Source organism: Porphyromonas bennonis DSM 23058 = JCM 16335, assembly GCF_000375645.1.
GTDB classification, from domain to species: Bacteria; Bacteroidota; Bacteroidia; order Bacteroidales; family Porphyromonadaceae; genus Porphyromonas_A; species Porphyromonas_A bennonis.
Genome location: NZ_AQWR01000002.1, coordinates 64,983 through 88,458, shown reverse-complemented (window position 1 = coordinate 88,458; position 23,476 = coordinate 64,983). Strand labels below are relative to the sequence as shown.

General features: G+C 56.2%; 18 protein-coding genes. 9 read left to right on the top strand and 9 right to left on the bottom strand.

Going from position 1 to position 23,476, the window contains the following annotated elements:
• Positions 1-251: 251 nt before the first annotated feature.
• The 4 genes from B088_RS00825 to lpxB are packed head-to-tail and all read left to right on the top strand — an operon-like array spanning position 252 to position 4,268.
• On the top strand, positions 252-1,796 hold the full coding sequence (locus tag B088_RS00825) for a glycine--tRNA ligase (protein ID WP_018106510.1): 1,545 nt from the start codon (positions 252-254) through the stop codon (positions 1,794-1,796).
• A gap of 16 nt (positions 1,797-1,812) precedes the next feature.
• A complete protein-coding gene (locus B088_RS08195) occupies positions 1,813-2,361 on the top strand; it encodes an FKBP-type peptidyl-prolyl cis-trans isomerase (protein ID WP_018106509.1) in 549 nt (182 codons plus the stop codon).
• Positions 2,361-3,131 (top strand): 5'/3'-nucleotidase SurE, encoded by a 771-nt coding sequence (gene surE, locus B088_RS00815; protein WP_018106508.1) that lies wholly within the window; start codon positions 2,361-2,363, stop codon positions 3,129-3,131. Before B088_RS08195 ends, surE begins: the two co-directional genes overlap by 1 nt.
• Before the next feature lie 6 nt (positions 3,132-3,137).
• The gene (gene lpxB / locus B088_RS00810; protein WP_018106507.1) at positions 3,138-4,268 is read left to right on the top strand and encodes a lipid-A-disaccharide synthase; all 1,131 of its coding nucleotides are present in this window, start codon (positions 3,138-3,140) and stop codon (positions 4,266-4,268) included.
• Here lpxB and B088_RS00805 read toward each other — a convergent pair.
• From B088_RS00805 to B088_RS00765, 9 genes are all read right to left on the bottom strand, one after another.
• Positions 4,260-5,219 carry a glycosyltransferase gene (locus tag B088_RS00805; RefSeq protein ID WP_038973800.1) on the bottom strand — a complete coding sequence of 320 codons (960 nt, stop codon included), beginning with the start codon at positions 5,217-5,219 and terminating at the stop codon, positions 4,260-4,262. The genes lpxB and B088_RS00805 overlap by 9 nt on opposite strands.
• Positions 5,220-5,233: 14 nt before the next feature.
• Positions 5,234-6,103, bottom strand: coding sequence for a hypothetical protein (locus B088_RS00800; protein ID WP_025081564.1), 870 nt, complete (start codon positions 6,101-6,103; stop codon positions 5,234-5,236).
• A gap of 23 nt (positions 6,104-6,126) precedes the next feature.
• Positions 6,127-7,416 carry a phosphoribosylamine--glycine ligase gene (gene purD / locus B088_RS00795; protein ID WP_018106504.1) on the bottom strand — a complete coding sequence of 430 codons (1,290 nt, stop codon included), beginning with the start codon at positions 7,414-7,416 and terminating at the stop codon, positions 6,127-6,129.
• Positions 7,417-7,436: 20 nt separating this feature from the next.
• Positions 7,437-9,590, bottom strand: coding sequence for a S9 family peptidase (locus B088_RS00790; RefSeq protein WP_018106503.1), 2,154 nt, complete (start codon positions 9,588-9,590; stop codon positions 7,437-7,439).
• Between the two features lie 241 nt (positions 9,591-9,831).
• On the bottom strand, positions 9,832-11,208 hold the full coding sequence (locus B088_RS00785; RefSeq protein WP_018106502.1) for an MATE family efflux transporter: 1,377 nt from the start codon (positions 11,206-11,208) through the stop codon (positions 9,832-9,834).
• A 6-nt stretch (positions 11,209-11,214) separates the two neighbouring features.
• Complete coding sequence (rlmN, locus tag B088_RS00780; RefSeq protein WP_483823571.1) at positions 11,215-12,249, bottom strand: dual-specificity RNA methyltransferase RlmN; 1,035 nt, start codon at positions 12,247-12,249, stop codon at positions 11,215-11,217.
• Entirely contained in the window at positions 12,246-15,548 is a 3,303-nt protein-coding gene (locus tag B088_RS00775; protein WP_018106500.1) for a UvrD-helicase domain-containing protein, read from the bottom strand. Before B088_RS00775 ends, rlmN begins: the two co-directional genes overlap by 4 nt.
• Positions 15,549-15,550: 2 nt before the next feature.
• Positions 15,551-15,892 carry a translation initiation factor gene (locus B088_RS00770; RefSeq protein ID WP_018106499.1) on the bottom strand — a complete coding sequence of 114 codons (342 nt, stop codon included), beginning with the start codon at positions 15,890-15,892 and terminating at the stop codon, positions 15,551-15,553.
• Positions 15,879-17,567 (bottom strand): S41 family peptidase, encoded by a 1,689-nt coding sequence (locus B088_RS00765; RefSeq protein ID WP_018106498.1) that lies wholly within the window; start codon positions 17,565-17,567, stop codon positions 15,879-15,881. Before B088_RS00765 ends, B088_RS00770 begins: the two co-directional genes overlap by 14 nt.
• A gap of 442 nt (positions 17,568-18,009) precedes the next feature.
• Between B088_RS00765 and B088_RS00760 the strand changes: the two genes are divergently transcribed.
• The 5 genes from B088_RS00760 to B088_RS00740 are packed head-to-tail and all read left to right on the top strand — an operon-like array spanning position 18,010 to position 23,435.
• Complete coding sequence (locus B088_RS00760; protein WP_018106497.1) at positions 18,010-20,205, top strand: S9 family peptidase; 2,196 nt, start codon at positions 18,010-18,012, stop codon at positions 20,203-20,205.
• A complete protein-coding gene (gene lipA / locus B088_RS00755) occupies positions 20,205-21,125 on the top strand; it encodes a lipoyl synthase (protein ID WP_025081563.1) in 921 nt (306 codons plus the stop codon). Before B088_RS00760 ends, lipA begins: the two co-directional genes overlap by 1 nt.
• Positions 21,115-22,293, top strand: coding sequence for a lactonase family protein (locus B088_RS00750; RefSeq protein WP_025081562.1), 1,179 nt, complete (start codon positions 21,115-21,117; stop codon positions 22,291-22,293). The genes lipA and B088_RS00750 overlap by 11 nt, the downstream gene beginning before the upstream one ends.
• Positions 22,294-22,299: 6 nt before the next feature.
• The gene (locus tag B088_RS00745; protein ID WP_018106494.1) at positions 22,300-22,908 is read left to right on the top strand and encodes a chromate transporter; all 609 of its coding nucleotides are present in this window, start codon (positions 22,300-22,302) and stop codon (positions 22,906-22,908) included.
• Positions 22,905-23,435 (top strand): chromate transporter, encoded by a 531-nt coding sequence (locus B088_RS00740; RefSeq protein WP_018106493.1) that lies wholly within the window; start codon positions 22,905-22,907, stop codon positions 23,433-23,435. The genes B088_RS00745 and B088_RS00740 overlap by 4 nt, the downstream gene beginning before the upstream one ends.
• The last annotated feature ends 41 nt before the right edge of the window (positions 23,436-23,476 follow it).

Below are 23,476 nucleotides of genomic sequence, written 5' to 3'. Positions count from 1 at the left end.
GGCGACCCGCAAGGCGTCGGGTTACGAGCTAAACTCTCATGCATTGGTCTTCGCCACTTCGTGGCTCGACCGATACCTATAGAGCGGGTATCCTTGCGGATGCGGTTACGCTGCTGATGGACGAGTCTCAAATGCGTTTGCCCGTGGTCCGCTCACTTTTTCAGGGGATAGTGCGTACATTTTGATTACCTTTGCGAAGACGACCTAAGGGGTCGTCCCCGTATGCGAACCAATTGATTTTCCCATATAATATGTCTGTAACTAACGAGACGCTCTTCAAGACAATCATCAGTCACTGCAAGGAGTATGGCTTTGTCTTCCCCTCCTCCGAGATCTACGACGGTCTCAGTGCCGTCTATGACTATGGTCAGAACGGCATTGAGCTGAAGAATAACATCAAGCGCTACTGGTGGGAGAGTATGACGCACCTGCACGACAATATCGCAGGGCTGGACTCCTCCATCTTTATGCACCCGAGGATCTGGGAGGCGTCGGGTCACCTGGCGGCCTTCAATGACCCGATGATCGACAATAAGGACTCCAAGAAGAGATATCGTGCAGACGTCCTTGTGGAGGACTATATCGCTAAGCTGGACGGGAAGATCGAGAAGGATATCGCCAAGGCGCGTAAGCGCTTCGGAGACAGCTTTGATGAGACACAGTATCGAGAGACGAGCGTCAATCTGAAGCGCGTACTCGATGAGCGAAAGAAGGTCTACGACCGATACGCCGAGGTGTCCGGGAGTGGTGACCTGGAGGGACTTCATCAGCTGATCCTCGACTGCGAGATCGCTGACCCGGTGAGTGGCTCGCGCAACTGGACCGACGTGCGGCAGTTCAACCTTATGTTCTCCACGCAGATGGGCTCCGCCTCGGACGATACGATGACGGTATACCTGCGGCCCGAGACAGCGCAGGGGATCTTTGTCAATTTCCTTAACGTCCAGAAGACGGGTCGTATGAAGATCCCCTTCGGCATCGCACAGATCGGTAAAGCGTTCCGCAACGAGATCGTGGCGCGGCAGTTTATCTTCCGTATGCGCGAGTTTGAGCAGATGGAGATGCAGTTCTTCGTGAAGCCCGGGACGGAGATTGACTGGTTTAAGCAGTGGAAGGCTGCGCGGATGAAGTGGCATAAGAATCTCGGTCTCGGGGACGAGAAGTACCGCTTCCACGACCATGAGAAGCTGGCCCACTATGCCAATGCGGCAACAGACATCGAGTTTGAGATGCCCTTTGGCTTCAGCGAGGTGGAGGGAGTCCACTCGCGGACCAATTTTGACCTCAGTCAGCATGAGAAGTACAGCGGCAAGAAGCTGAGATACTACGATCCGGAGGAGGGCGAGAGCTATGTCCCCTACGTGGTGGAGACCTCCATCGGTGTCGATCGGCTCTTCCTCAGCATCCTGTGCGGATCCTATGTGGAGGAGGAGCTCGAGAATGGCTCCTCCAGAGTGGTCCTCAAGCTACCTCCTGCACTGGCTCCCACTAAGGTGGCTGTGCTCCCGCTGGTCGCAAAGGATGGTCTACCCGAGATCGCGGAGTCGGTCATGAAGGAGCTGCGGTACGACTTTAATTGTGTCTACGACGAGAAGGACTCTATCGGTAAGCGCTACCGCCGTCACGACGCCATCGGCACGCCCTACTGCGTGACCATTGATAATGATACGCCCACGGACGAGTCAGTGACTGTTCGCTTCCGCGATACTATGGAGCAGAAGCGTGTCCCGATCCGGGAGCTGCACGCACTGATCGACGAGAAGGTCAGTATGAAGTCCCTCCTGAAGAACCTCTGATCCCTAAGTTTTGCATATGAAGTCTACTCTCAAAGGTTTATTTCTCTCCTTCTCCCTCATCCTCTCCCTCGGTCTCCTCACCGCCTGTGATCAGAATGCACCCGATGAAGCGAAGTCGGAGTATAGGGTGAAGAACGAGAAGTACGTGGAGGATATCTCCGCTGACGCCGCCTACCGGAAGCTTGCTTTTGATTTCTCCCCCTATGCCGTTTACTATAAAGTGATCCAGGGCTTGCCGGAGGGAGCCAAGACTCAGAGGCCGCTGCAGAACAGCCAGGTGGAGTATAAGTACACCCTTAAGCTGATCAGTGGCGAGGTCCTCGAAACCGACGAGATCGTGAAGTCCTGGATCTACCGCCAGGAGGGGAATCAGCGCCCTGAGTCAATGATCCGGGGGATGCAGCTGGCACTTCAGCATATGTCTGTCGGCGAGACATGGGAGGTGGTGATCCCGTGGCAACTGGGCTACGGTGCCTATACCTATGGCGGCTCCTCCAGCTCGTCCATTCCTGCATTCTCTACACTGATCTTCGAGGTGTCTCTCCTCTCTATCCCCACGCTCTGATGGCCAAGCGTCCACTATTCTTAGTCAGTAACGATGACGGTGTCTTCGCCAAAGGGCTGACAGAGCTCTCACTCTCGCTGCGGGATATGGGGGACGTGATCGTTGTCGCCCCGGATAAGCCCCGTAGTGGCGCCTCGAGTGCCATCACCACGCGCAACCCGATCACCTATAGTCTCGTCCGCTCGGAGCCGGGACTGACGGTCTATAGCTGCACCGGTACGCCCGCCGACTGCGTTAAACTGGCACTCAATGTCATCGTGACGGAGATGCCGGATATCGTCATCGCTGGGATCAATCACGGGGACAATAAGGGTATTGCGGTGAATTACTCCGGCACCCTTGGAGCTGCGATCGAGGGTTGTATCTTTGACATCCCATCTCTTGCCATTTCCCTTATCCATGGAAAGCAGGAGAGCGACTACCTCGCCTGTTGCCGCTATGCGCGTGCCATCTGCCGGCGGATCCTCAAGGAGGGACTGCCTCGTGGGGTCTACCTTAATGTCAATGTGCCCAATATCCCTCGCGTCAGAGGGCTGAGGGTCTGCAGTCAGGCGGACGGGAGGTACCATAACGAATTCATAAAACAGCGTAATCCGCAGGGGAAGGATGTCTTTTGGCTGAGTGGTGACCTGGTACTCAATGAGCCGGCCGAGAAGATCTGGGACGTGGCCACTCTGGATCGCGGTTACGCCACGATGGTGCCGTGTAAGATCGACGTCACCGCCTATCAGTATGTCCGCGACTTGCAGTCGTGGGAGGAGGATGACTGACGCCGGATGAAGTACTTCCTCATAGCGGGTGAGGCGAGTGGAGACCTCCACGCCGCTCATCTGATGTCTGCCTTGAGAGTCGAGGACCCTCAGGCAGACTTTGCCTATATGGGCGGTGCAGCTATGAGGGAGAGGGGAGGGGCGTGTGTGCTGAGGTCGGAGGAGATGGCTTACATGGGTATCGTGGATGTCCTGCGGCACTACCCTCAGATCAGACGAGGCCGGGATGAGGTGAGACAGTCTCTGTTTGACTACCGACCGGATGTGGTGATCTGTGTAGACTACGGATCCTTCTGCATGCGGTATATCCTGCCCTTTGTCCGGAAGCATCTGCCCTCGACGAAGATCGTCTACTTTATACCGCCCAAGGTGTGGGCGTGGAAGGAGTTTCGCGTCCGTCAGCTGAGGCGGGACTGCGACCTGATCCAGTGTATCTTCCCCTTCGAGGTCTCCTACTTCCGCTCTAAGGGAGTGGATCGTGTCTCCTACGTCGGTAACGCGACCTATGAGGAGGTGATGCACTTCAGAGCACACCATAATGCTGACGTGACGTCAGCCGAGCGACCATACATTGCTCTACTCTGTGGTAGCCGTCTATCGGAGGTGAGACGCAATCTCCCCCTGATGCTGGAGAGTGTGGCGTCTCTCGGCGATCGGTATCGTCTGGTGATCGCCGGTGTCTCCTCCATCGACCGGTCGCTCTACAGCGAGATCATAGAGCGCCACAGTCTGCAGAGGGTGGAGATCCGGTATGGGGAGACGTATGAGATCCTCTCAGGAGCGGATGCAGCATTAGTGACCTCCGGCACGGCGACCCTTGAGACGGCTCTTCTCGGTACGCCGCAGGTGGTCTGCTATGCGACACGTGCCGGGCGATTAGTGAATTTCGCCTTTGACCACTTCTTCAAGATTCCCTACATCTCGCTCGTCAATCTGATTGCCCGCCGCGAGGTGGTGGCAGAGCTCTTTGGGGCAAGGTGTACGGTCGAGGCGATACGGAGTCACCTCACACCCTTGCTCTCTGATACAGGTGAGCGAAGAGCGATGCTGGAGGCTTACGATGCCGTCTCGGTGTCACTTCGGACGGAGCTCCCTGCCTCGACGCAGGCGGCTCGGGAGATCGTCGCTCTACTCTGATCCCTCCCCCCTCCCTATCTTTGCCTCAATAAAGCCGATCCCGTACCCAAAGAGCTGGACAAAGGCTGCTATCACGCAATAGACCGCCAGCTCGAGCGAGTCGCCCCGACCATATACATCGAAGATGATCAGGAGGGCGTAAAGGAGCGGAAACATCAGCCCGCCATATAGGCTGGTTACGAGGGCGATGAAGCACACGACCACGAAGAGAGAGGGGAGGTAGTGCACAAGCTTCATGCTGCCGGGATGGAGACGCTCCAGCATCACGCGTGCCCGTCCGCTGTGGCGTACCTGGGCGAAGAATTTCTTGTACGTGTCCCGCCGCTTGTGGTAGACAAAGAGGTCATCGTACAGCGCAGAGTGGTAGCCCGCCTCTATCACCCGCAGGCTGAAGTCGATGTCCTCCCCGTAGCGGAGATCCTGACGGAAGCCACCGACCGCCTCATACGCCGTGCGCGTCACGCCCATATTGTAGGTGCGGGGGTAAAACTTGTCCATCGGCTGGTCCTTTCGTCCCCCTCGGATGCCTCCTGTGGTGAAGAATGAGGTCATCGCGTAGCTGATCGCACGCTGTGTCACGGTGTAGTCCTCCTTCGCCGCATCGGGTCCGCCAAAGAGGTCTACCGGTCTCCGCTCTAAGTTTTGTGCCAGTGTGCTCAGATAGCCGGGGGGTAGCTCTACGTCGGAGTCCAGGAAGAGGAAGATGTCTCCCTGTGCGGCTTTAGCCCCATAGTTGCGCGCCCCGGAGGGACCGGTATTAGACTGACAGAGGTATCGGACCGCTAGCTTGTCTGCATAGCTCTCACACACCTCCCGACAGGGGAGGGTGGAGCCATCCTCTACCACCACCACCTCATAGTCGAGGGGCGTGCTCTCCTGTGTGAGGAAACTCTCGAGCAGCTCTTTCACTTCCTGGGGTCGGTTGTAGACAGGGACAATGAAGGATATCATAGGGATGCGTATCATTAGGAAAAGGGGTAAAGGAATGCTACCAGCAGTGCTGCTGTGGAGATGCCGAGCGCAGACATGAGCAGCGGCTGTCTATGGCTATTCGTCCGGAGGAAGGCAGCGACGCAACAGGAGCAGAAGAAGATCGAGAGGAGAGGTGACGGCATCTCAGACGAGTAGTAGACCAGGTAGATCGCAAAGAGGTACCACGCTAGTCGGAGATGAAGGTGGGTGACCCAGCGGTACCGGGCGATGGCGTGCCTCTGGACGATGAACGTACCCACCGTCACGACGGAGAGTAGCAGCAGTACTGACGACGCGCGTATCCATCCCTCAGTACCGACAGGCAGACCGGGATGAAGCAGGTCGCCATAGGTCTGCTCTATAAACCCGGTCACCCCCTCCGGTGTGGGCGGAGAGAAAAGGAGTATCCCTACCCAGAGTATGGCGAGGATGCCAAGCACCATCGCTGAGTAGTGACGCCAAGTGCCGAGCCCGATCTTCCTCAGCAGGGAGGCGAAGGGGATCAGAGCCCAGGTCCAGACCGGGTCGATGACGGATAATAATCCTATGCCGAGACCTATATTGAAACCGATGAATGGGGACTTGTGCTGGGCGATAGAGGTGATGATGTACTCGCTGAGGAAGACCAGGATGATCGTTGCGATCATCATCAAGGAGAGTGAGCGTGTACCTATGACTACCTGACTCATAATCAGGAGCGCCATAATAATCCACGAGGTTGTCTCACGGATATGTGATCCGTAGCTGAGGATATTGTGCCTGTGGAGTAGGAACAATAGGGCTACGGAGAACAAGAGCGCAGCTATAGGCTCAGAGAGTACTTGCTCTCCGAGTGAGGACAGCTTAGCTAGGTATTGCTCCATCTAACTTCGTCTCCAGTCCTTCCTTACTCGTACTCCACGAGGTCCTTACCGATGTCGTGTCGGTAGTACATATCATCAAAGCAGGTCATCATCATCCGCTCATAGGCTCGCTTCCGAGCCCGCATGATCCCTCGATCCAGTGCGGTGACGGCAAAGACTCGCCCGCCACACGAGCGGATGTCTTGTCCACCACCGGTGGTCCCGGAGTGGAAGACGATCGAGCTGTCGCTGTCGTCACCGTAGATAATAACCTGTGCCCCCTTGGCGTAGCTCTCGGGATAGCCCTTCATAGCAGCCACGACCGTGAGTGCTGTCTCCTCGATCTCGCCGGGGGCTTCGGTGTCGGCTAAGCTCTGATCCCGGAGTGCAAGCAGTGAGGGGACTAAGTCGCCCGCAATCCTCGGCATGACAGCCTGAGTCTCGGGGTCGCCCATGCGGCAATTGTACTCGATGACGTAGGGGTCGCCGTCCTGATTCATCAGACCGAAGTAGAGGAATCCTCGGTAATCTATCTCGTCCTCAGCAAGACCTCGGATGGTGGGCTCGATAATCCTCTCCTTCACCTTCGTCATAAATTCATCGTTGATAAAGGGAACGGGCGAGACGGCACCCATACCGCCTGTATTGAGTCCCGTATCTCCCTCGCCGATGCGCTTGTAGTCCTTCGCCGTCGGCAGTATGTGGTAGCTCTTGCCATCGGTGAGGACAAAGACAGAGCACTCGATACCGGTGAGACAGGTCTCTATGAGGATCGTATCGGCAGAGTGTCCAAACTTTCCCCCGAGCATGCTGTCCAGTCCCTCCTCAGCCTCCTCAAGGGTCTGGCAGATCAGCACGCCCTTACCGGCCGCAAGGCCGTCCGCCTTGAGGACATAGGGGGCTCTCTCTTCGTTGCGAAGGTAATCCAGCGCCGCCTCTCGCTCGTCGGATGTAAAGGAGCGATACTTGGCTGTCGGGATGCCGTGCCTCTGCATAAATGCCTTGGCGAAGTCCTTACTCCCCTCCATCTGCGCCGCCTCACGAGTGGGACCGACGATGTGGAGGCCGCTTAGCTCCGGTCGAGTCAGCAGCTCATCCACCAGTCCGCCCACTAAGGGCTGCTCTGGACCGACGACAAGCAGTTCGACAGACTCTTTGGTCAGAAAGTCTGCAACCGCATCGGCATCATTGATGTCGAGATCGGCATTTCTTGTCTTGGGAAAGGATCCTGCATTCCCCGGTGCTATGATGACCTCACTGACCAGTGGGCTCTTGGCTATCTTCCAGGCGATCGCTTGCTCCCGTCCGCCGGAGCCGAGTACTAATGCTTTCATATCACTTGTTCTATTGTATTTTACTTGAGGAAGTCGTCGAAATAGCGACTGATGATGGTATTGAGATGGACCCGATCCGGCCCCAGGACATTGTGCTCGTGATTGGGGTAGATCATATAGTCCGGGTAGGTGCGGGCGGCGATGCAGGCGTTGAGGAAGGTCTGAGAGTTTTGCCACACCACTACCGGATCGACCCCGCCATGGATCAGGAGCAGTCTCCCTCGCAGATCCTTGGCTCGGTCTGAGAGACGCGCAGCAGCGTAGCCGTCGGGATTCTCCTGTGGGGTATCCATATAGCGCTCGCCGTACATGATCTCGTAGAAAGCCCAGTCGATCACCGGACCGCCGGCGACACCGACCTTAAATGTATCCCCGTGGGTCAGCATCAGGTTGGTGGTCATGAAGCCACCGAAGCTCCAGCCGTAAACACCGAGTCGGTCGGTATCGACATAGGGCAGGGAGGAGAGGAACTTCACTCCCTCCATCTGGTCTGCCATCTCTGCCTTGCCCAGCTGACGGTGTATGATGCTCTCGAAGGCCATACCGCGATTGTCTGAGCCGCGACCGTCCACCGTAAAGACGATGTATCCCTGCTCAGCCATGTAATTGTCCCAGTTGTACCTAAGGCTCCGCCAGCTATCCGTCACCAGCTGCGCATGAGGACCACCGTAGACGTAGACGATCGTCGGATACTTCTTCCCTTCCTCGAGAGTGGCAGGTAAGGTCATTTTGTAGTAGAGATCGGTCACGCCGTCTGCTGACTTGATCGTCCCTAGCCTGACTTCCGGTCGGCGAGCGATGTCACTCGGCACCTCACACTTCTTGAGCAGATGCGACCGCACTGCTTTCTTTCCCAAGTCAATGATCCGTACCTCTCCGGGGGTGTCCTTGGAGCTAAAGAGGTCGTACGCTGTCGTAAAGTCCGCAGACAGACTGCAGGAGTGCCATCCCCGCTCTGGCGTGATGGCGGTCATCTTGCCGGTTGCAAGCGCTACCCGATAGAGTGCCTGACCCATGGGATAGCCTTCGTTGCCGAGGAAGTAAGCGTAGCGATCATCAGGCGAGATCCCATAGAGCGACTTGACCTCCCACTCCCCCTTGGTGAGCCGGCGGATCAGCTTGCCGTCCTTTGTGCGATAGAGGTAAAGGTGACGGTAGCCATCGATGCGGGTGGAGCGGACAAACGACTTGCCATCACTGGTGAAGGCAATAGGCTGCAGCGGCTCGATGTATCTCTCATGGCGCTCCGTCAGCACGGTCCGTAGCGGTTGACCGCTCTCCACGCTGTACTCCACCAGATTGCACTCATCCTGAGACCGCTTCACCTCGTCGATGTAGAGGCTCTTCTCATCCGGAGCCCATGAGAGGTTGGTGAAGTACCTGTCTGTCGGCTCACCTGTGGCGAGGTAATGGATGGATCCGTCGGTCGTGTCGTAGATGCCTACGGTCGTCCTCTGAGAGCCTTGCCCTGCCATCGGGTACTTCAGCGGGTCACTCTCCGCTATCGGGCGATGGATCCGGACGATCGGATAGTCCGTCACCTCCGACTGGTCAATGCGGTAGAAGGCGAAGTACCTGCCGCTCGGGGAGATGAAGATCCCCGACTCGGTCCCAAACTCGTTTCGCGCTGCCGGCATACCATACACAATATCGTGCGATGAGTCGCTCACCAGCTCCCGTGGCTCAGCCGCACCGCTCTCTAACAGCGCCATCGTCTCTCCGTCTGAGAGGACCAGGTAGGCAGCTCCCGGAGCCACCTGCAGCTGCTGCCACCTACTGCTGTCGTAGGTGAAGTGCTTGGCGATCGTCCCAGACTTCAGGTCGATGAAGTCGATGCCTTTATCGGTGCTTCGGGACAGGTAGTCGCCATTTCCATAGACCGTCAGCCAGGGAATCGCCTTGGCCGGTGCACCGGCGATCTGAGACCACTCCTGCAGCGTCAGGAGGTCGGTCTCGCGACCTGACTTGTCCACCAGCTTGAGCCCCTCCTTGTCGTAGGTGATTACGCCATCACCGGTGAGCCCGCAGACCATCGGTGTGGAGGGCTGGTGGCTCCAGTAGGTTCGCCCGCCGGGAGTGACATCATCCAGCGTCAGTGGCTCGACGGTCTGCGCCTGTAACAGGTGGCAGCCGGCGATCAGGGATAGAAGAAAAAGGTAAGTCTTGGTACTCATTTTATTTCTATATGAACTCTTGTGTAATATGCAAAGGATTATCGTATGAGAGAGACCCCCTCGGACTAGTGTCGGTATGAGAGAAAACTAACACCGATATTAGTGATCACTAATACCGATATTAGTCGTCACTAATACCGGTAAAAGAAATCACCCAGATGGGGACGGATATTTTCATCATGATCCACTGCTGTCTCCCTTATGTGTTAGCTCAGTGTAAATGTACCAAAAGAAGTCCGAATCATCCTCTCATCGGTATCCGCTCCGTAGGCTCCTCGGTAGGTGGGTAGATCCTGGCGCGTCCCTTCAGCAGGTAATAGCCGCCCGACAGGGTCCCCTTGAGGATACAGGTGATGCAGATCGTCCACCAGAGACAGGCGATACCGCCGAAGAAGTGGAGCAGTGCAAGTGCCAGGGGGATGCGGAGGAAATTGCAGCCGATGCTGATCGCAGAGGGGGGCAGTGGGCGTCGCATGCCGTAGAAGAAGCCCTGGAAGCAGACCTCGACCATCATAAAGATCTGCGCCCAGGCATCAATGCGGAGGTACTCCGCTCCGGAGGCGATGCCGTGAGGGTCGTTGGGGATAATGAGTGAGAAGAGGAATGACCCGCCGAAGTAATTGATCAGCGTCCCGATGATCCCGAAGAAGAGGCAGAGCCATAGGGTAAATCGCAGCCCCTCCCGGATCCGTCCGTACTTCGCAGCGCCATAGTTTTGCGACACAAAGCTGGAGAGCGACGTGGAGAATCCCTGTCCCGCATTCCACGTGATCCCCTCCAGCTGTCCACCGATCGTCAGCGTCATCACACCCGTTGCACCCCCTGCGGCGGAGGCGAAGCGTCCGAGGATAAGGTTGATCACTGCTAGGAATGCATTCATTAGCGCTGCAGGTACACCAAGTCTGAGGATCGTCTGTGTGGTTCGACCGGACAGCTTACGGATCATCCGGAAGCCTCCCAGGAGTCGGTCCCTATACTTCATTTGGATAAGGAGGAGCGACATCAGGATCGCCTGAGAGATGATCGTGGCAAGTGCGGCTCCGCGTATGCCGAGACCGAGGACAAAGATCAGTATTGGGTCAAGGAGCATATTGAGCCCCAGGCCGATTACATTGACCACAAAGGGGATCTTGGAGAGTCCGGAGGCGTTGTAGATGCCGATGAAGGCATTGCTCAGAAAGATGAAGGGGAAGCCCAGTGCGCAGATCCTCAGGTAGTCTGTCGCATACCGATCCACCGGCGCCTCCAGTCCATAAAACCCGATGAAGGACTCGGTGAAGAGAGCAAAGACGAGCGATGTGGTGAGACCGAGGTAGAGCGCCAGCGTGATATTGTGCGCGGCAAAGTCTGCCGCTGCCCGCTCGTCCTTTCGTCCGATCCCATTTGCCACAGTCACCTCTGCCCCCACCTTCGTAATGAGTGTGAAGCAGGTGACAAGCCAGGTAAATATCGATGCTGCCCCAGAGGCCGCTACCGTCTGGCTGCTCAGCCGTCCTAGCCACGCCATATCGACGAAGCTGTAGAGCATCAGGGTAAATGAGCTCCCCAGAATCGGTAGTGCCAGCGCTACGATCTGCTTGCCGATAGACCCCTTGGTGAGATCCTTTGCCTCTCTCATCAGTGACTAAGAGAGTGGCTTAAGTGTGGAGAGCATGCCACACGCGGCATCTATATCCTGGCCGCGGGACCGACGTATCGTGGCGATGACGCCGTGGGCATTGAGGTACTCTGCGAAGCGCTCGATCACCGCCCTGTCCGAGGCGTGATAGGGTAGTCCGTCGATCGGGTGGTAGGGGATCAGATTGACCCGGGATCGGAGAGGACGGATCAGCTCCACCAGTGCCCTAGCATGGCGGAGGTCGTCATTGAGCCCGCCGAAGACGATGTACTCAAAGGATAGTCTCCGCTGACCGGAGAAGTCGTTCTTACCCAAGGTCTCGATTACCTCCTCAATGGGAAAGAGCCCCTCCACAGGCATTATCTCAGCCCGCTCCTCGGGGAAGGGACTGTGGAGACTAACCGCCAGATTGGCCCGCTGCTCATCGAGGAAGCGAGTCAGTCCGACCCGAGGACCGATCGTACTAACGGTGATCCTCTTCGGACTCCAAGCAAGTCCATAGTCGGAGGTCATAATCTCTAGGGCGGAGGCGACAACCTTATAGTTATCCAGCGGTTCGCCCATTCCCATAAAGACGACGTTGGTGAGGGCGTCAGAGTGGGGCACACTTAGTACTTGATTGATCACATCTGCTGCGGTGAGATGTCCGTGGAATCCCATCTGCCCTGTGGCGCAGAAGCGGCACCCCATTCGGCAGCCCACCTGTGAGGAGATGCAGAGCGTCGCCCGACCATCATCCTCAGGGATATAGACGGTCTCAAAGGTCTGCTCCGGGCGATCCAGCTTGCGGAAGAGATACTTCTCTGTCCCATCCCGGGACACCTGCGTGAGTGCGATCGGGCTGCGACCGATGGTATAGCCGGCCTCTAGCTTGGAGCGAAGTGCCTTAGGGAGATTGGTCATCTCATCGAGGGTGGTGGCACGCTTGACGTAGAGCCACTCAGCGAGCTGCTTCGCCCTGTACTTCGGCTCCCCGAGTTCCTGCACGAGGGAGGTCAGTTCGTCTAATGTCAGACCCAGTAATGTTGTCGTACTCATCAGCACACCTTGATTATACCATTAGGACTGCGAAGGTACCACAAATATCCGGTCACACTCTCCACGCCACTCTTGTGGAGCTGTTCGACATACCTCCGGACCTGTCGGCTATAAGCGTCGGGTATCGAGCTTGGCTCTTCACCGAGCTTGTAGTCGATGATCACGCCATGGCGCTTCCCCTCGCTATCGCTCCGGATCACTATGCGGTCCGGTCGCTGCTCCTGATTGATCTTTGAGTCAAATAGGGTCGCCTCTGTCCTCACAACCGCTTCACCTCTGGGCGGAAACCAAGAGGCATAGGTGAGATCCTCCATCGCAGAGGAGAAGTTTTGCAGCAAGGTCTCGTAGTCCTCGGAGCTTATCCTGCCGCTCTGGTGGAGCTTGTCGAGCAGGGGCTCGACGTCCTCCTTGCTGTAGACCGACGCCATCAGCCTGTGGATGAGGATGCCGAAGTCAGTCTTCTCATCCGCATACTCATCTCTAACCTTTAGATCCTCCAGGTCCACAATGCTTACGAGACTGTCGAGGGTCGTCTGATTATGGCTCGGCGTGGTTGCTCCATCCTCCTGTTTCCGTTGTGGCTTCTCTGCTACGTTGCTCCGCCACACCGGGATGCCTTGACTCTCCTCTATGATAAGATCACCTCTAAGGTCGCCTAATTTGTTCATACGATCGAGGATGATATTATTTATCTTGAGCACCTTGCCACTTTCGGATGTTGGCCTTGTGAAGACATGGAGCTCGATGACAGCCCTGGTAAAAGCGACATACAGGATATTGGTCTCCTCCATGTAGCTCGATTCTCTCGCTGCCTCATAGATGGGTGCCAGACTGCTCGCTAGTCCCCGCTTCCTATCGTTCATGTCGATCAGATAGATGCCCGGCTTAAGATCTGAGGATAGATTAGGATCATCCTCTGCGATCAGGATCAGACGGAGATCCCTCTTTCTTCTATTCGTCGAGTAGATGTTCCAGTCAGCGAATGGGAGTATGACGACGGGAAACTCCAACCCTTTTGCGTCGTGTATCGTCAGAACATTGATGCGGTTTAGCTCGCCGCTCCCCATATCGACCTTAGCATTATCTATCCTTTGGTCGAGCCAGTCGTCAAATTGCCGAATCGACAGGTCCGGACTCCGCCTGCTGTATGAATAAGCCAGATCGATAAAGGAATTGACATAGAGTCTTTCCTCGACCGGCAGCTCACCGAGGAGATCAATGGCTCTGAGGAGAAACTCATAGACAGACAGACCGGTGGTGGAGAGGTCCATAAGGCTATTGTAGAGCGACTCCACTTGCTGCTCGCCGCTCTCAAGATCTCTGCTGCGTACAAAGGACTGAATCATCAGTCTCAGCAGCTTCTCGCTCTGAGGAGAGGGGGATGAGAGAGCCCGGATCAGAGTCCTAAGGAGACGGATCACGACAGAGCTGGTCAGGCTGAGGGCGCTCTTGCTCACAAAGTCATACTTACCTGCTTCTTCATCTTCCTCAGCAGCCCACTCGGTAAGCCATGTGGCGACCTCGGCACACTCTTTATTACCCCGAGATAAGATCGCAATGTCCCCCGGCTGATACCCGCGAGCGAAGAGATCCTTGAGACAGCTGTGAAGGTAGGTCTCTATATCGGGTATGCTCTCGTCCTTTTTATTATCCGGTAGGACGGAGATCTCGACGTACCCGGAGCCTGTGCCTTTCTTCTGATCGGGGACTTGTTGCTCTACATTTTCCCTCTCGTATACCGTCTCATGAAGCTTAGTCAGGTCGGTGGCGTACTTCTCTGTGTAGTAGCCATTATAATTATAGATGTCTGCAAAGAACTCGTTATTAAAGGAGATGATCCTCTCGTCGCTTCGCCAGTTATTAGGCAGATTGATAACCTCTGAGGTGTTATCAGATCCGGTTTTGCTCTTATCCACCAGGTTGATGAAATTGCTGCTATCTGTTCCGCGGAAGGCATAGATACTCTGCTTGGCATCACCGACGACGAAGTTCTCATGTCCACTGCTGCGAGCCTCGTCGATGAGCGGTCGGAAGTTGGACCACTGCAGCCTGGAGGTGTCCTGAAACTCATCGATTACAAAGTGGTGCAGTCGCACACCCACTCGGTCGTAGACAAAGGGAGTGTCGTCTCCGTCTATGATCTGATCAAGGAGTTGATTAACCCTGGGAATAAGGAGCAGGTGATTCTGATGCTCATACTCCTCTACGGCGCGTACCATCTCAGTAAGCACAGATAGATAGGGAAGGTAGTCTGAGAGAAGACAGGCTGAGATGTATGTCCTCATCTTATCCTCATCGAGCAATTTACTCACCTGAGACCTCAGAGGATAGACAGAGTCTGCTAAGTTAGATTGCTTCTTGGTCAGTTCCCATGAGCTCACCACTTCGCTTGTTAGCTTACCATCTACAAAGCCGGATATAATGTCTTCGTTGCTCAGCAGCATGTTGATCTTCGTCTTCCATCTCGACAGATCATACCCCCGTAGCTGCTGACCGATCGCTACGATCTTCTCAAACTCCTTCTCCGTATCATGGATGACTTGATCTATCTGTCTCTGAATTTCTGGCACGCTGTTGACTTTGAGCAGGTCTCTCATCTGCTCCCACTCATCGCCATTGATGAGGTGCTTAGCGATGTCAGCGATTTCCTTGAAGGGGTCCACCTGCTTCTCCTTGCCGATCGAGCTGTTCTGTAAGGTCAGTACCACCTTGGATATCTCGCCGTAGGTGTCGGCGTCCATCTCGAGCTTTAGGTTATCGATGGCGAGGTTGACAGCCTCCTCCACATTCAGCTCGATCTGGTAGGAGCCGGAGACGCTCTGACCTGTGATCTCGTGACGCAGTGATCGGAGCACCTCCTGGAAGAATGAGTCAATGGTCCGGACATTGAAGTGGCTGTAGTCCTCAAGGATCTGCTTTACAGCGTCCTTGCTGAGGTCTGGTAGGTCGATACTCAGCTCCTTCACTGTCTTGCCGACCAGACCGCTCAGCTCCTTGATGACATCCTTGGAGATCCCCGTGATCTCATCCCCAGGCTCTACCTCGCTCAGGCGAATCAGCTCGCAGAGGATCCTCTGCTTGAGCTCCAGGGTCGCTTTCTTCGTAAAGGTGACGCCCAGGATACCCTGGAAACCGAAGTTGTACGGTTTCTCCTTCGACTCGGTTGCTTTACTGTCCTCTGAGAGATCTGAGTGTGGAGCATAATGATTAAGAAAAAGGAGCAGCAGGAATTCCTTAACCAAGTTATATGTCTTGCCACTTCCAGCTGAGGCAGAGTATACCGTGAGTGTCTTCCTGTTCATTACTATCCTCGCGTCCTCGTATATCCCATCTCTCTCAGGAGCGCGACCACCCTCTCGACCAGCTCCCCTTGGAGGATAACTTCTCCCTCCTTGACACTCCCCCCGATGCCACACTTTGCTTTTAGCTCTTTGCCCAGCTCCTCCAGATCGGCAGTCTGTCCGACGAAGCCAGTGATCAGCGTTACTGTCTTCCCCTTGCGTCCTTTCCGCTCGATCCGCACCCTGAGCTCCTGATCTTCCTTTGGGAGCGTCTCCTCCTGATCCTCCAGGGAAAGTCCCTCGAGGAGCGAAGCCATCGTCTCCTTACCGGTCGAGTAGACCAGTCCGCCCTTATTCCTTGCCATCGCTCTTGCCCTTAGGAGTGAGTAGCTCACGGTATCTCTGCGGCTCCTCCAGCAGCTTTACCGCCTCCCTCAGCGAGGGATCAGTCTCCATCATCACCGCATAGTAGCCCTGTGAGCCAAAGTAGTACATCGCCATCTCCCCTCGCAGCAGATCCAGCACCAGCTCCTTGTGCGGTGCTATGTCCCTCCGAAGCGAAGGGGTCAGCTTTGCCTTCAGTGCATCAAACTCAGTCTTACTCCCCTCGGCATAGCCCTCAAAGTCAGCCAGCTCTCTCAGCTGCTCGAGTGCCTTGGCACTCATCTCTCCGTAGGTAAAGTGGTCCGCCTCCAGCGTGTCCACCAGAGCCTCGTAGTCGTCCGCACTGACGCTGATCTCTCGGCTACTCTTAGGGGCAGGGCGCTCGGCGGCGAGCCGGGTGGCGTATCGGAAAAGCGTCCCCTTACGAGAGAGTGAGAGAATGGGCTCCGTGAGTACTTCGTCCTCCACCTTAATGTCAGGTCGTATGCCGCCGCCGTCACGCACGATACGACCGGCAGCGGTGTGGAAGGTCTTCGTGAGACTATCCGGTACGGCTGCCACCGAGCCATCGGGATTGCGGTGGCTGTAGTCTAGCTGCTGGATGCATCGTCCGCTCGGGATGTAGTATCGTGCCACCGTTACCTTGAGGATACCGTTGTAAGGGGTGGGGCGGGTAGACTGCACCAGACCCTTCCCGAAGCTCTTACTCCCTATTAGTACGGCTCTGTCCAGATCCTGCAGAGAGCCGGCGACGATCTCGCTGGCGGAGGCGGAGGAGCCATTGATCAGCACGGTCAGGGGGAGGTCAAGGCTGATCGGGTCAGCCGAAGTCCGGTACTCCTGCCCGGACTGGGGCAGACGACCCTTGGTCTCCATTACCTTAGTACCCTTGGGGACAAACATCCCCACGATATCTATCGCTCCATCCAGCACACCGCCGGTATTTCCCCTGAGATCCAGCACCAGCCCCTTCAGCTTCCCCGAGCTGCTCAGCCGCTCGTAAGCACGCCGCACGTCAGCAGCACTCTTGTCGGTAAAGGAGCTTAGCCTAATGTACCCGATGCGATCGCCATAGATGGCGCTGTAGACCACCTGGTCCACCACCACATTAGCTCGCGTCAGCGTCTTCTCCACCGGATCGGTCTGCCCGACAGGGAGGATACAGACCTGCACATCGGTGTCGATCGGTCCCTTCAGCTTATTGCTGATCAGGGACGACGTCCCCGGTACGACGCTCTTGCCGTCGATCTCGAGGAAGGCATCTCCAGGTCTCAGTCCCGCCTTAGCGGCTGGAGAGCCCGGCATAGGTTCCCGCACGTAGACCACTGAGTCCACCTGCAGGATATAGGCACCGATGCCGCCATACTCACCCGTGGTCATGAAGGCAAAGTCCGCCCGATCTGTCTCAGGGAAAAAATTGGTGTAGGGATCCAGCTGAGAGAGCGTCATATTGAGTCCCTGGGCGGTCACCTTCTCCATATCAAAGGTATCGACGTAGAGCGTGGAGACATTACCCAGCACACTCCTGTATATATCAATGGCTCGAGAGGTAGAGAGATGAGGGTCGGTGGTGGTCGTCTTGTCGCTCTGAGCAGAGGCAGAGAGGCAGAGCCCCCCGAGGAGACTCGCCGTTAGGAGAGGGAGTATCTTATTCATAGTTAGTTGCACGAAGTTCATGCCACAGACGTCTGTGGCAGGCTGACACAAAGTTCCAATTTTTCTCCCACCTCCACAAATGCTCAGTATTTGAGCTCTTTTCCTACGGGCTTGGGAAGTAGGACAACCGCACAAGGAATAACCATCGGAACTATGGTCCCGCTGAGGACTCCAGAGACACGCCTACACCAGCCTGGAAGCCAGCAGTTACCACTCCTCCATTTCTGTTACCGATATTAGACTTATCTATTACCGGTAATAGTGTCGACTAATACCGACTACAGTGATCACTAATACCGGTATTAGTTTGCAGACACCATCTGCCTACAGTCCGAGTGCGTTTTTCTGATCTCGTAGAGCTCCCTTACGATAGGGGACGAGAGAAAAAGGTATATTTGCGAGACATGAAAAGAACGAACAGCTTACCTCAAGTACCTTACTCATGAAGCTATCACAGATCCTTATCGGTGTGGCAGCTGTCGCTATGATGGTCGGCAGTATGCCCGCAGTTGCTCAGGAAAAGTCCGGTCGCCTCACGCTACCGGACATCAATCGTGGGGTCTACTACCCTCGCAGCGCAGGCAGCGGCTTCCGCTCGCTCCGTGGCGACGGCAACTCCTTCACGGTGATTAGTCCTGACCATAAGCGGGTGGTGCGCTACTCGTATGCGACCGGGAAGGAGGAGGCGATACTCTTTGATACCGCCAAGGCACGGGAGTGCTCCTTCGAGACCTTTGACGACTATCTCATCAGCGACAATGGCTTCCATATGATCATTCTGCGGGAGACGGCGCCGATCTACCGGCGCAGTCGCTCCTATACGGCGTACCACTACGATGTACGGCGCAATATGATCTCTCCCCTCAATGAGACTAAGGGGCAGGTGCGGATCCCCACCTTCTCCCCCGATGGTAAGATGTGCGCCTATGTGATCGACAATGACCTGTACGTGAAGAAGTTTGACTACGACACGGAGGTCAGGGTGACGACGGACGGGAAGCGCAACCACGTGATGAATGGCGTGACCGACTGGGTCTACGAGGAGGAGCTCTATCTGACCCGCCTGCTGAGCTGGAGCCCGGATAGCAAGTACCTCTCCTACGCCAAGACCGATGAGAGCGATGTGAAGATGATCGGCATGACGATGTACGGCAAGGGCGGCTACCCCTACATCTACTCGTATAAGTACCCCAAGGCAGGCGAGCAAAACTCCAAGGTCTCCCTCTGGCTCTACGAGGTGGACAATCGGCGCAATGTGCCGATCATGGAGAAGGAGCTGGGCGAGGAGGAGCTCTACATCCCGAGGCTCGGATTTGAGGGCGAGCAGCTCTATGTCTTTACCCTCAATCGCAATCAGAACGACCTCCGTATCTATCGGGTCAATCCCGGTAGCCGCATCGCCAGACTCTGGCTGCAGGACAAGGACGACAAGTATATAGATGAGCATGCGGAGGTGCTGCAGATGCAGATCACGCCCTCGGCAGCGTACCTCGTCAGCGAGCGGGACGGTCGTCCGAGAGTCTACAAGTATACCCCCGAGGGCAACCTCGCCGGACGGCTGACGGATGAGGATGCTGACGTGGAGGAGCTCTATGGCGTATCGCCATCGGGAGAGATCTACTACCGGCTTGCCTCACCCACGCCGATGGATCGGGTCGTGGTAGCGAGGGATGCAAAGGGGCGCACCCGCCTCCTCTCTCCGGAGTCGGGGACGAGCGATGTCACTTTCAGCGACGATATGAGCTACTACCTGCTAAGCCACTCCTCCGCTACTGAGGTGCCGCGATACACCATTCACCGTACTAAGGACGGGAAGGAGCTTCGGGTGCTGGAGGACAATGCTGCACTCGCCAAGCGGATCGCCCCGCTCACCTACGGCAAGAGAGAGTTTATCACCCTGGAGACTGAGAGTGGTCAGCGGCTCAATGGCTGGGTGATGCGCCCGACTGACTACAGAGAGGGGGTGCGCTACCCGGTCGTGATGACGCAGTACAGTGGTCCCGGATCGCAGTCGGCGCTCAATGACTTCTCCTTCGGCTGGGAGGAGTACCTCACCACTCAGGGCTTCGTCGTCGCCTGCATAGACGGACGCGGTACGGGAGGTCGTGGCAGTGACTTCGAGAAGTGCACCTACCTCCGGATGGGATATCTCGAGAGTCAGGATCAGATCGAGGCGGCACATGCGCTCGGGAAGCTGCCCTACGTCGATGGTGACCGGATCGGTATCTTCGGCTGGAGCTTCGGCGGGTACAATGTCCTGATGACGATGGCACGCGGCAAGGGGACCTTCCGTGCCGGTGTTGCTGTCGCTCCGCCCTACGACTGGCGCCTCTACGACACCATTTACACCGAGCGGTACATGCGTACTCCGCAGGAGAACCCTAAGGGCTACGAGCAGACCTCTGTCGCAACCTATATCAAGGGGATGGAGGGCGCACTGCTGATCTGCCACGGTACGGCGGATGACAACGTCCACTTCCAGAATACGATGCACCTCGTCCCCGCCCTTGTGGAGGCGGACAAGGACTTCCGGATGCTCGTTTATCCGGACAAGAATCACGGTATCTACGGTGGAAATACCCGCAATCACCTCTACCGCCAGATCACCGATCACTTCATTACCCACCTTCGTCCATGATGAGAGACGAACCACGCAAGCCGGCCTGGCTGAAGATCGATCTCAGCAGTACCGACAGCTACAGCCATACCTCCCACACCATCACCTCTGGCGGGCTACATACGATCTGCGCCAGCGGTAAGTGCCCCAATCGGGCGGAGTGCTGGAGTCACGGCACTGCCACCTTTATGATCGGGGGAAACTACTGCACCCGGCGCTGCCGCTTCTGCGCCACCGCTTACATGAGTAAGCCGCCGGCCCTCAATCCTGACGAGCCGGAGTCCGTAGCTCGAAGCGTCCGAGAGATGGGTCTACGCTACGCCGTCGTCACCTCGGTGGATCGGGATGATCTGGAGGACAGTGGCGCAGCACACTGGGCCGAGACGGTCCGTGCCATCCGTCGGCTCTCACCGGAGACAAAGATCGAGGTGCTGATACCGGACTTCAGATGGGACATGAGCGCTGTCGATACAGTCCTCGAGGCGGGTCCTGATGTGGTGGGCCATAATGTGGAGACCGTCCGACGCCTGACCCCGCATGTCCGCTACCGGGCAACCTACGATGGGAGCCTTGACGTGCTGAGACACATAGCTGACCAGGGCTTCATCGCTAAGACCGGCATTATGCTTGGGCTCGGCGAGACAGAGGAGGAGGTGCTGGAGACGATGCGCGACTGCTACGATATAGGCGTGCAGACGATGACCATCGGTCAGTACCTCCGTCCCACGCGCCAGCATATCCCTGTCGTGGAGTACATCCACCCGGACCGCTTCAGGGTCTATGCCGAGGAGGGTAGGGCGATCGGTCTCAAGCATGTGGAGAGTGGACCGCTCGTGCGCTCCTCGTACCATGCCGCTGACCAGTTTGATACCGCTAAGAACTTCCTCGACCTGAGGGATCTGGCTGCTCGTCGCACCCAGGTGAGAAGAGATGATAAATAGTCCAATCGAGATAAATATGAATACTTACGCCAAGATACTTCGTCCTGCCATCGTCGCTTCGCTTGCCGCCTTCCTCACCACCGGCTGCGGGCTGCTCCGTCAGACCACCCATGAGTATGGAGATGAGGCTGCGGAGACTACGACGGATCATCACTACGTCATGCTTGTCGGATCGCTCGGAAGTACGCCTGACGAAGGGGAGATACAGAGCTTTACGCTTCATCCGGTCACTATGGCTATGGAGCATACCGGGACAGTCTCGGCGGCTTCGCCCTCCTTTATGGTGCTCGGCAAGGATCGTCGCACGCTCTTTGTGACCAACGAGACGGAGCGTGAGTCGACGCTCTCCTCCTACAAGCTTGATCCCAGTAGCGGTGAGCTTAGCCTCCTCAGCAAGACCTACACCATAGGAGAGGGTCCCACCTATGTAACGACCAACGGCTCCTATGTAGTGTCGGCCAACTATGCAGGAGGGAGCATAAGCCTCACGGAGAGTGACAGCAAGGGTGTGCTGGCACCGGTAGACTGGCATATTCAGATAGGGGATAAGGGCGTGTCTCACCCCCACTCGGTCTACTTCACGTCGGACGGCTCGCAGCTCTTTGCTACCGACCTGGGACTGGATAAGGTCCTCCACTTCGGCATCCACACCGATACGCCGCCGATCACCCTTGATGCCAATCAGATCACACTCCCCAAGGGCTCCGGTCCCCGGCATATCATCCTCAGTAAGAACGACAAGTTTGCTTACGTCGTCTGCGAATTCACTCCTCAGATCTTTGTCTACCGCAACGACAACGGCGTACTGACTGAGATCCAGCGCATATCCACACACCGCACGGGGAAGAGCGGGGGACACATTGCCCTCAGCCACGACGGTCACTTCCTCTACACCAGCCACAGGGACGGAGGGCAGGATGCGATCATCTCTTTCCGCGTCGATAAGCAGAGTGGGCGGCTCTCCTACCTCTCGACTACTCCCACGGGACGTCATCCGCGTCACTTCGCGATCAGCCCCGACGACAGCTATATCGCCGTTGCTCAGAGAGACGACTCGCTGGTGAGCTTCTATAAGCGGGACCGCAAGAGTGGCGAACTGACTCCGATGAAGAAGGCGATCCGAACCGATCGACCGGTATTTATCCTCTGGGAGAGCTTTGATAACTGATCCCTTATGACCTCTGACACCAAGGAGACGAAGGAGGAGACTCGCTCTCGGCTCCTTTGGCGACTCTGCAGCTCATTCTTTGTCATCGGTGGCTTCACCTTTGGTGGAGGGTACGCGATGATAGAGATGATCCGCGAGACGGTGGTGGAGAAGTATCACTGGCTCGAGGATGAGGAGTTTATTGACTTACTGGCGTTGACACAGTCGCTGCCGGGGGTATTTGCAGTCAATATCTCCATATTCATAGGTATGCGACTGGCGGGCCCGATAGGAGCAGTGCTTGCAGGTATTGCGACGACACTGCCGAGCTTCCTCATTATGCTGACGATCGCCATCTTTGCCGTTTCTTATAGAGATAATCCTACTGTCGATGCGATCTTTAATGGCATTCGTCCCGCAGTTGTCGCGTTGATCGTAGCACCGGTGGTGAAGCTCTGGCGGGGGCTTCGACTTCCCTACTATTGGCTATGGATCCCGATCACCTCGGCCCTGCTGATCTGGCTTGGCGGGGTGAGCCCCGTTGTGGTCATTATAGTGGGTGCACTGGGAGGATGGTTTTACTCTGTCGTGCTGCGCAAGTCAGTGCGACACACTGATGAGCCGGATAAGGGATGATCTACCTGCAGCTTATATGGGTCTACCTTAAGATTGGTCTCCTTGGCTTTGGCGGGGGGTATGCCATGCTGCCGCTGATCCAGGAGGAGGTTGTGGATCACTACCACTGGCTGACGATGCAGGAATTCACTGACATCGTAGCTATCTCGCAGGTGACACCGGGTCCGATCGGGATCAATAGCGCTACTTATATTGGCTATACCGTCACCGGAGGAAATGTGCTCGGCTCAGTCGCAGCCACACTGGCGGTGATGTTTCCCTCCTTTGTCCTCTGCTTCCTCATCAGTCGTGCCTACAGGCGCTTCATCGACAATAAGCATGTACAGGGACTCTTTGTCGGGATCCGACCGGTAACGGCAGGTCTCATAGCCTCTGCCGCTCTGCTCCTGATGACTCCGGACAACTTCATCGACGTATGGAGTATCGTCCTCTTCCTCGCCTGTCTCGTCTGTATGCTTAAGCGGTGGGTCCATCCCATCCTGCTGATGATCCTCTCCGGACTAGCCGGCTATCTCATTTATATCTAAAAAGAAAAAAGGCCTCTGCAATTGCAGAAGCCTTTTCTCAT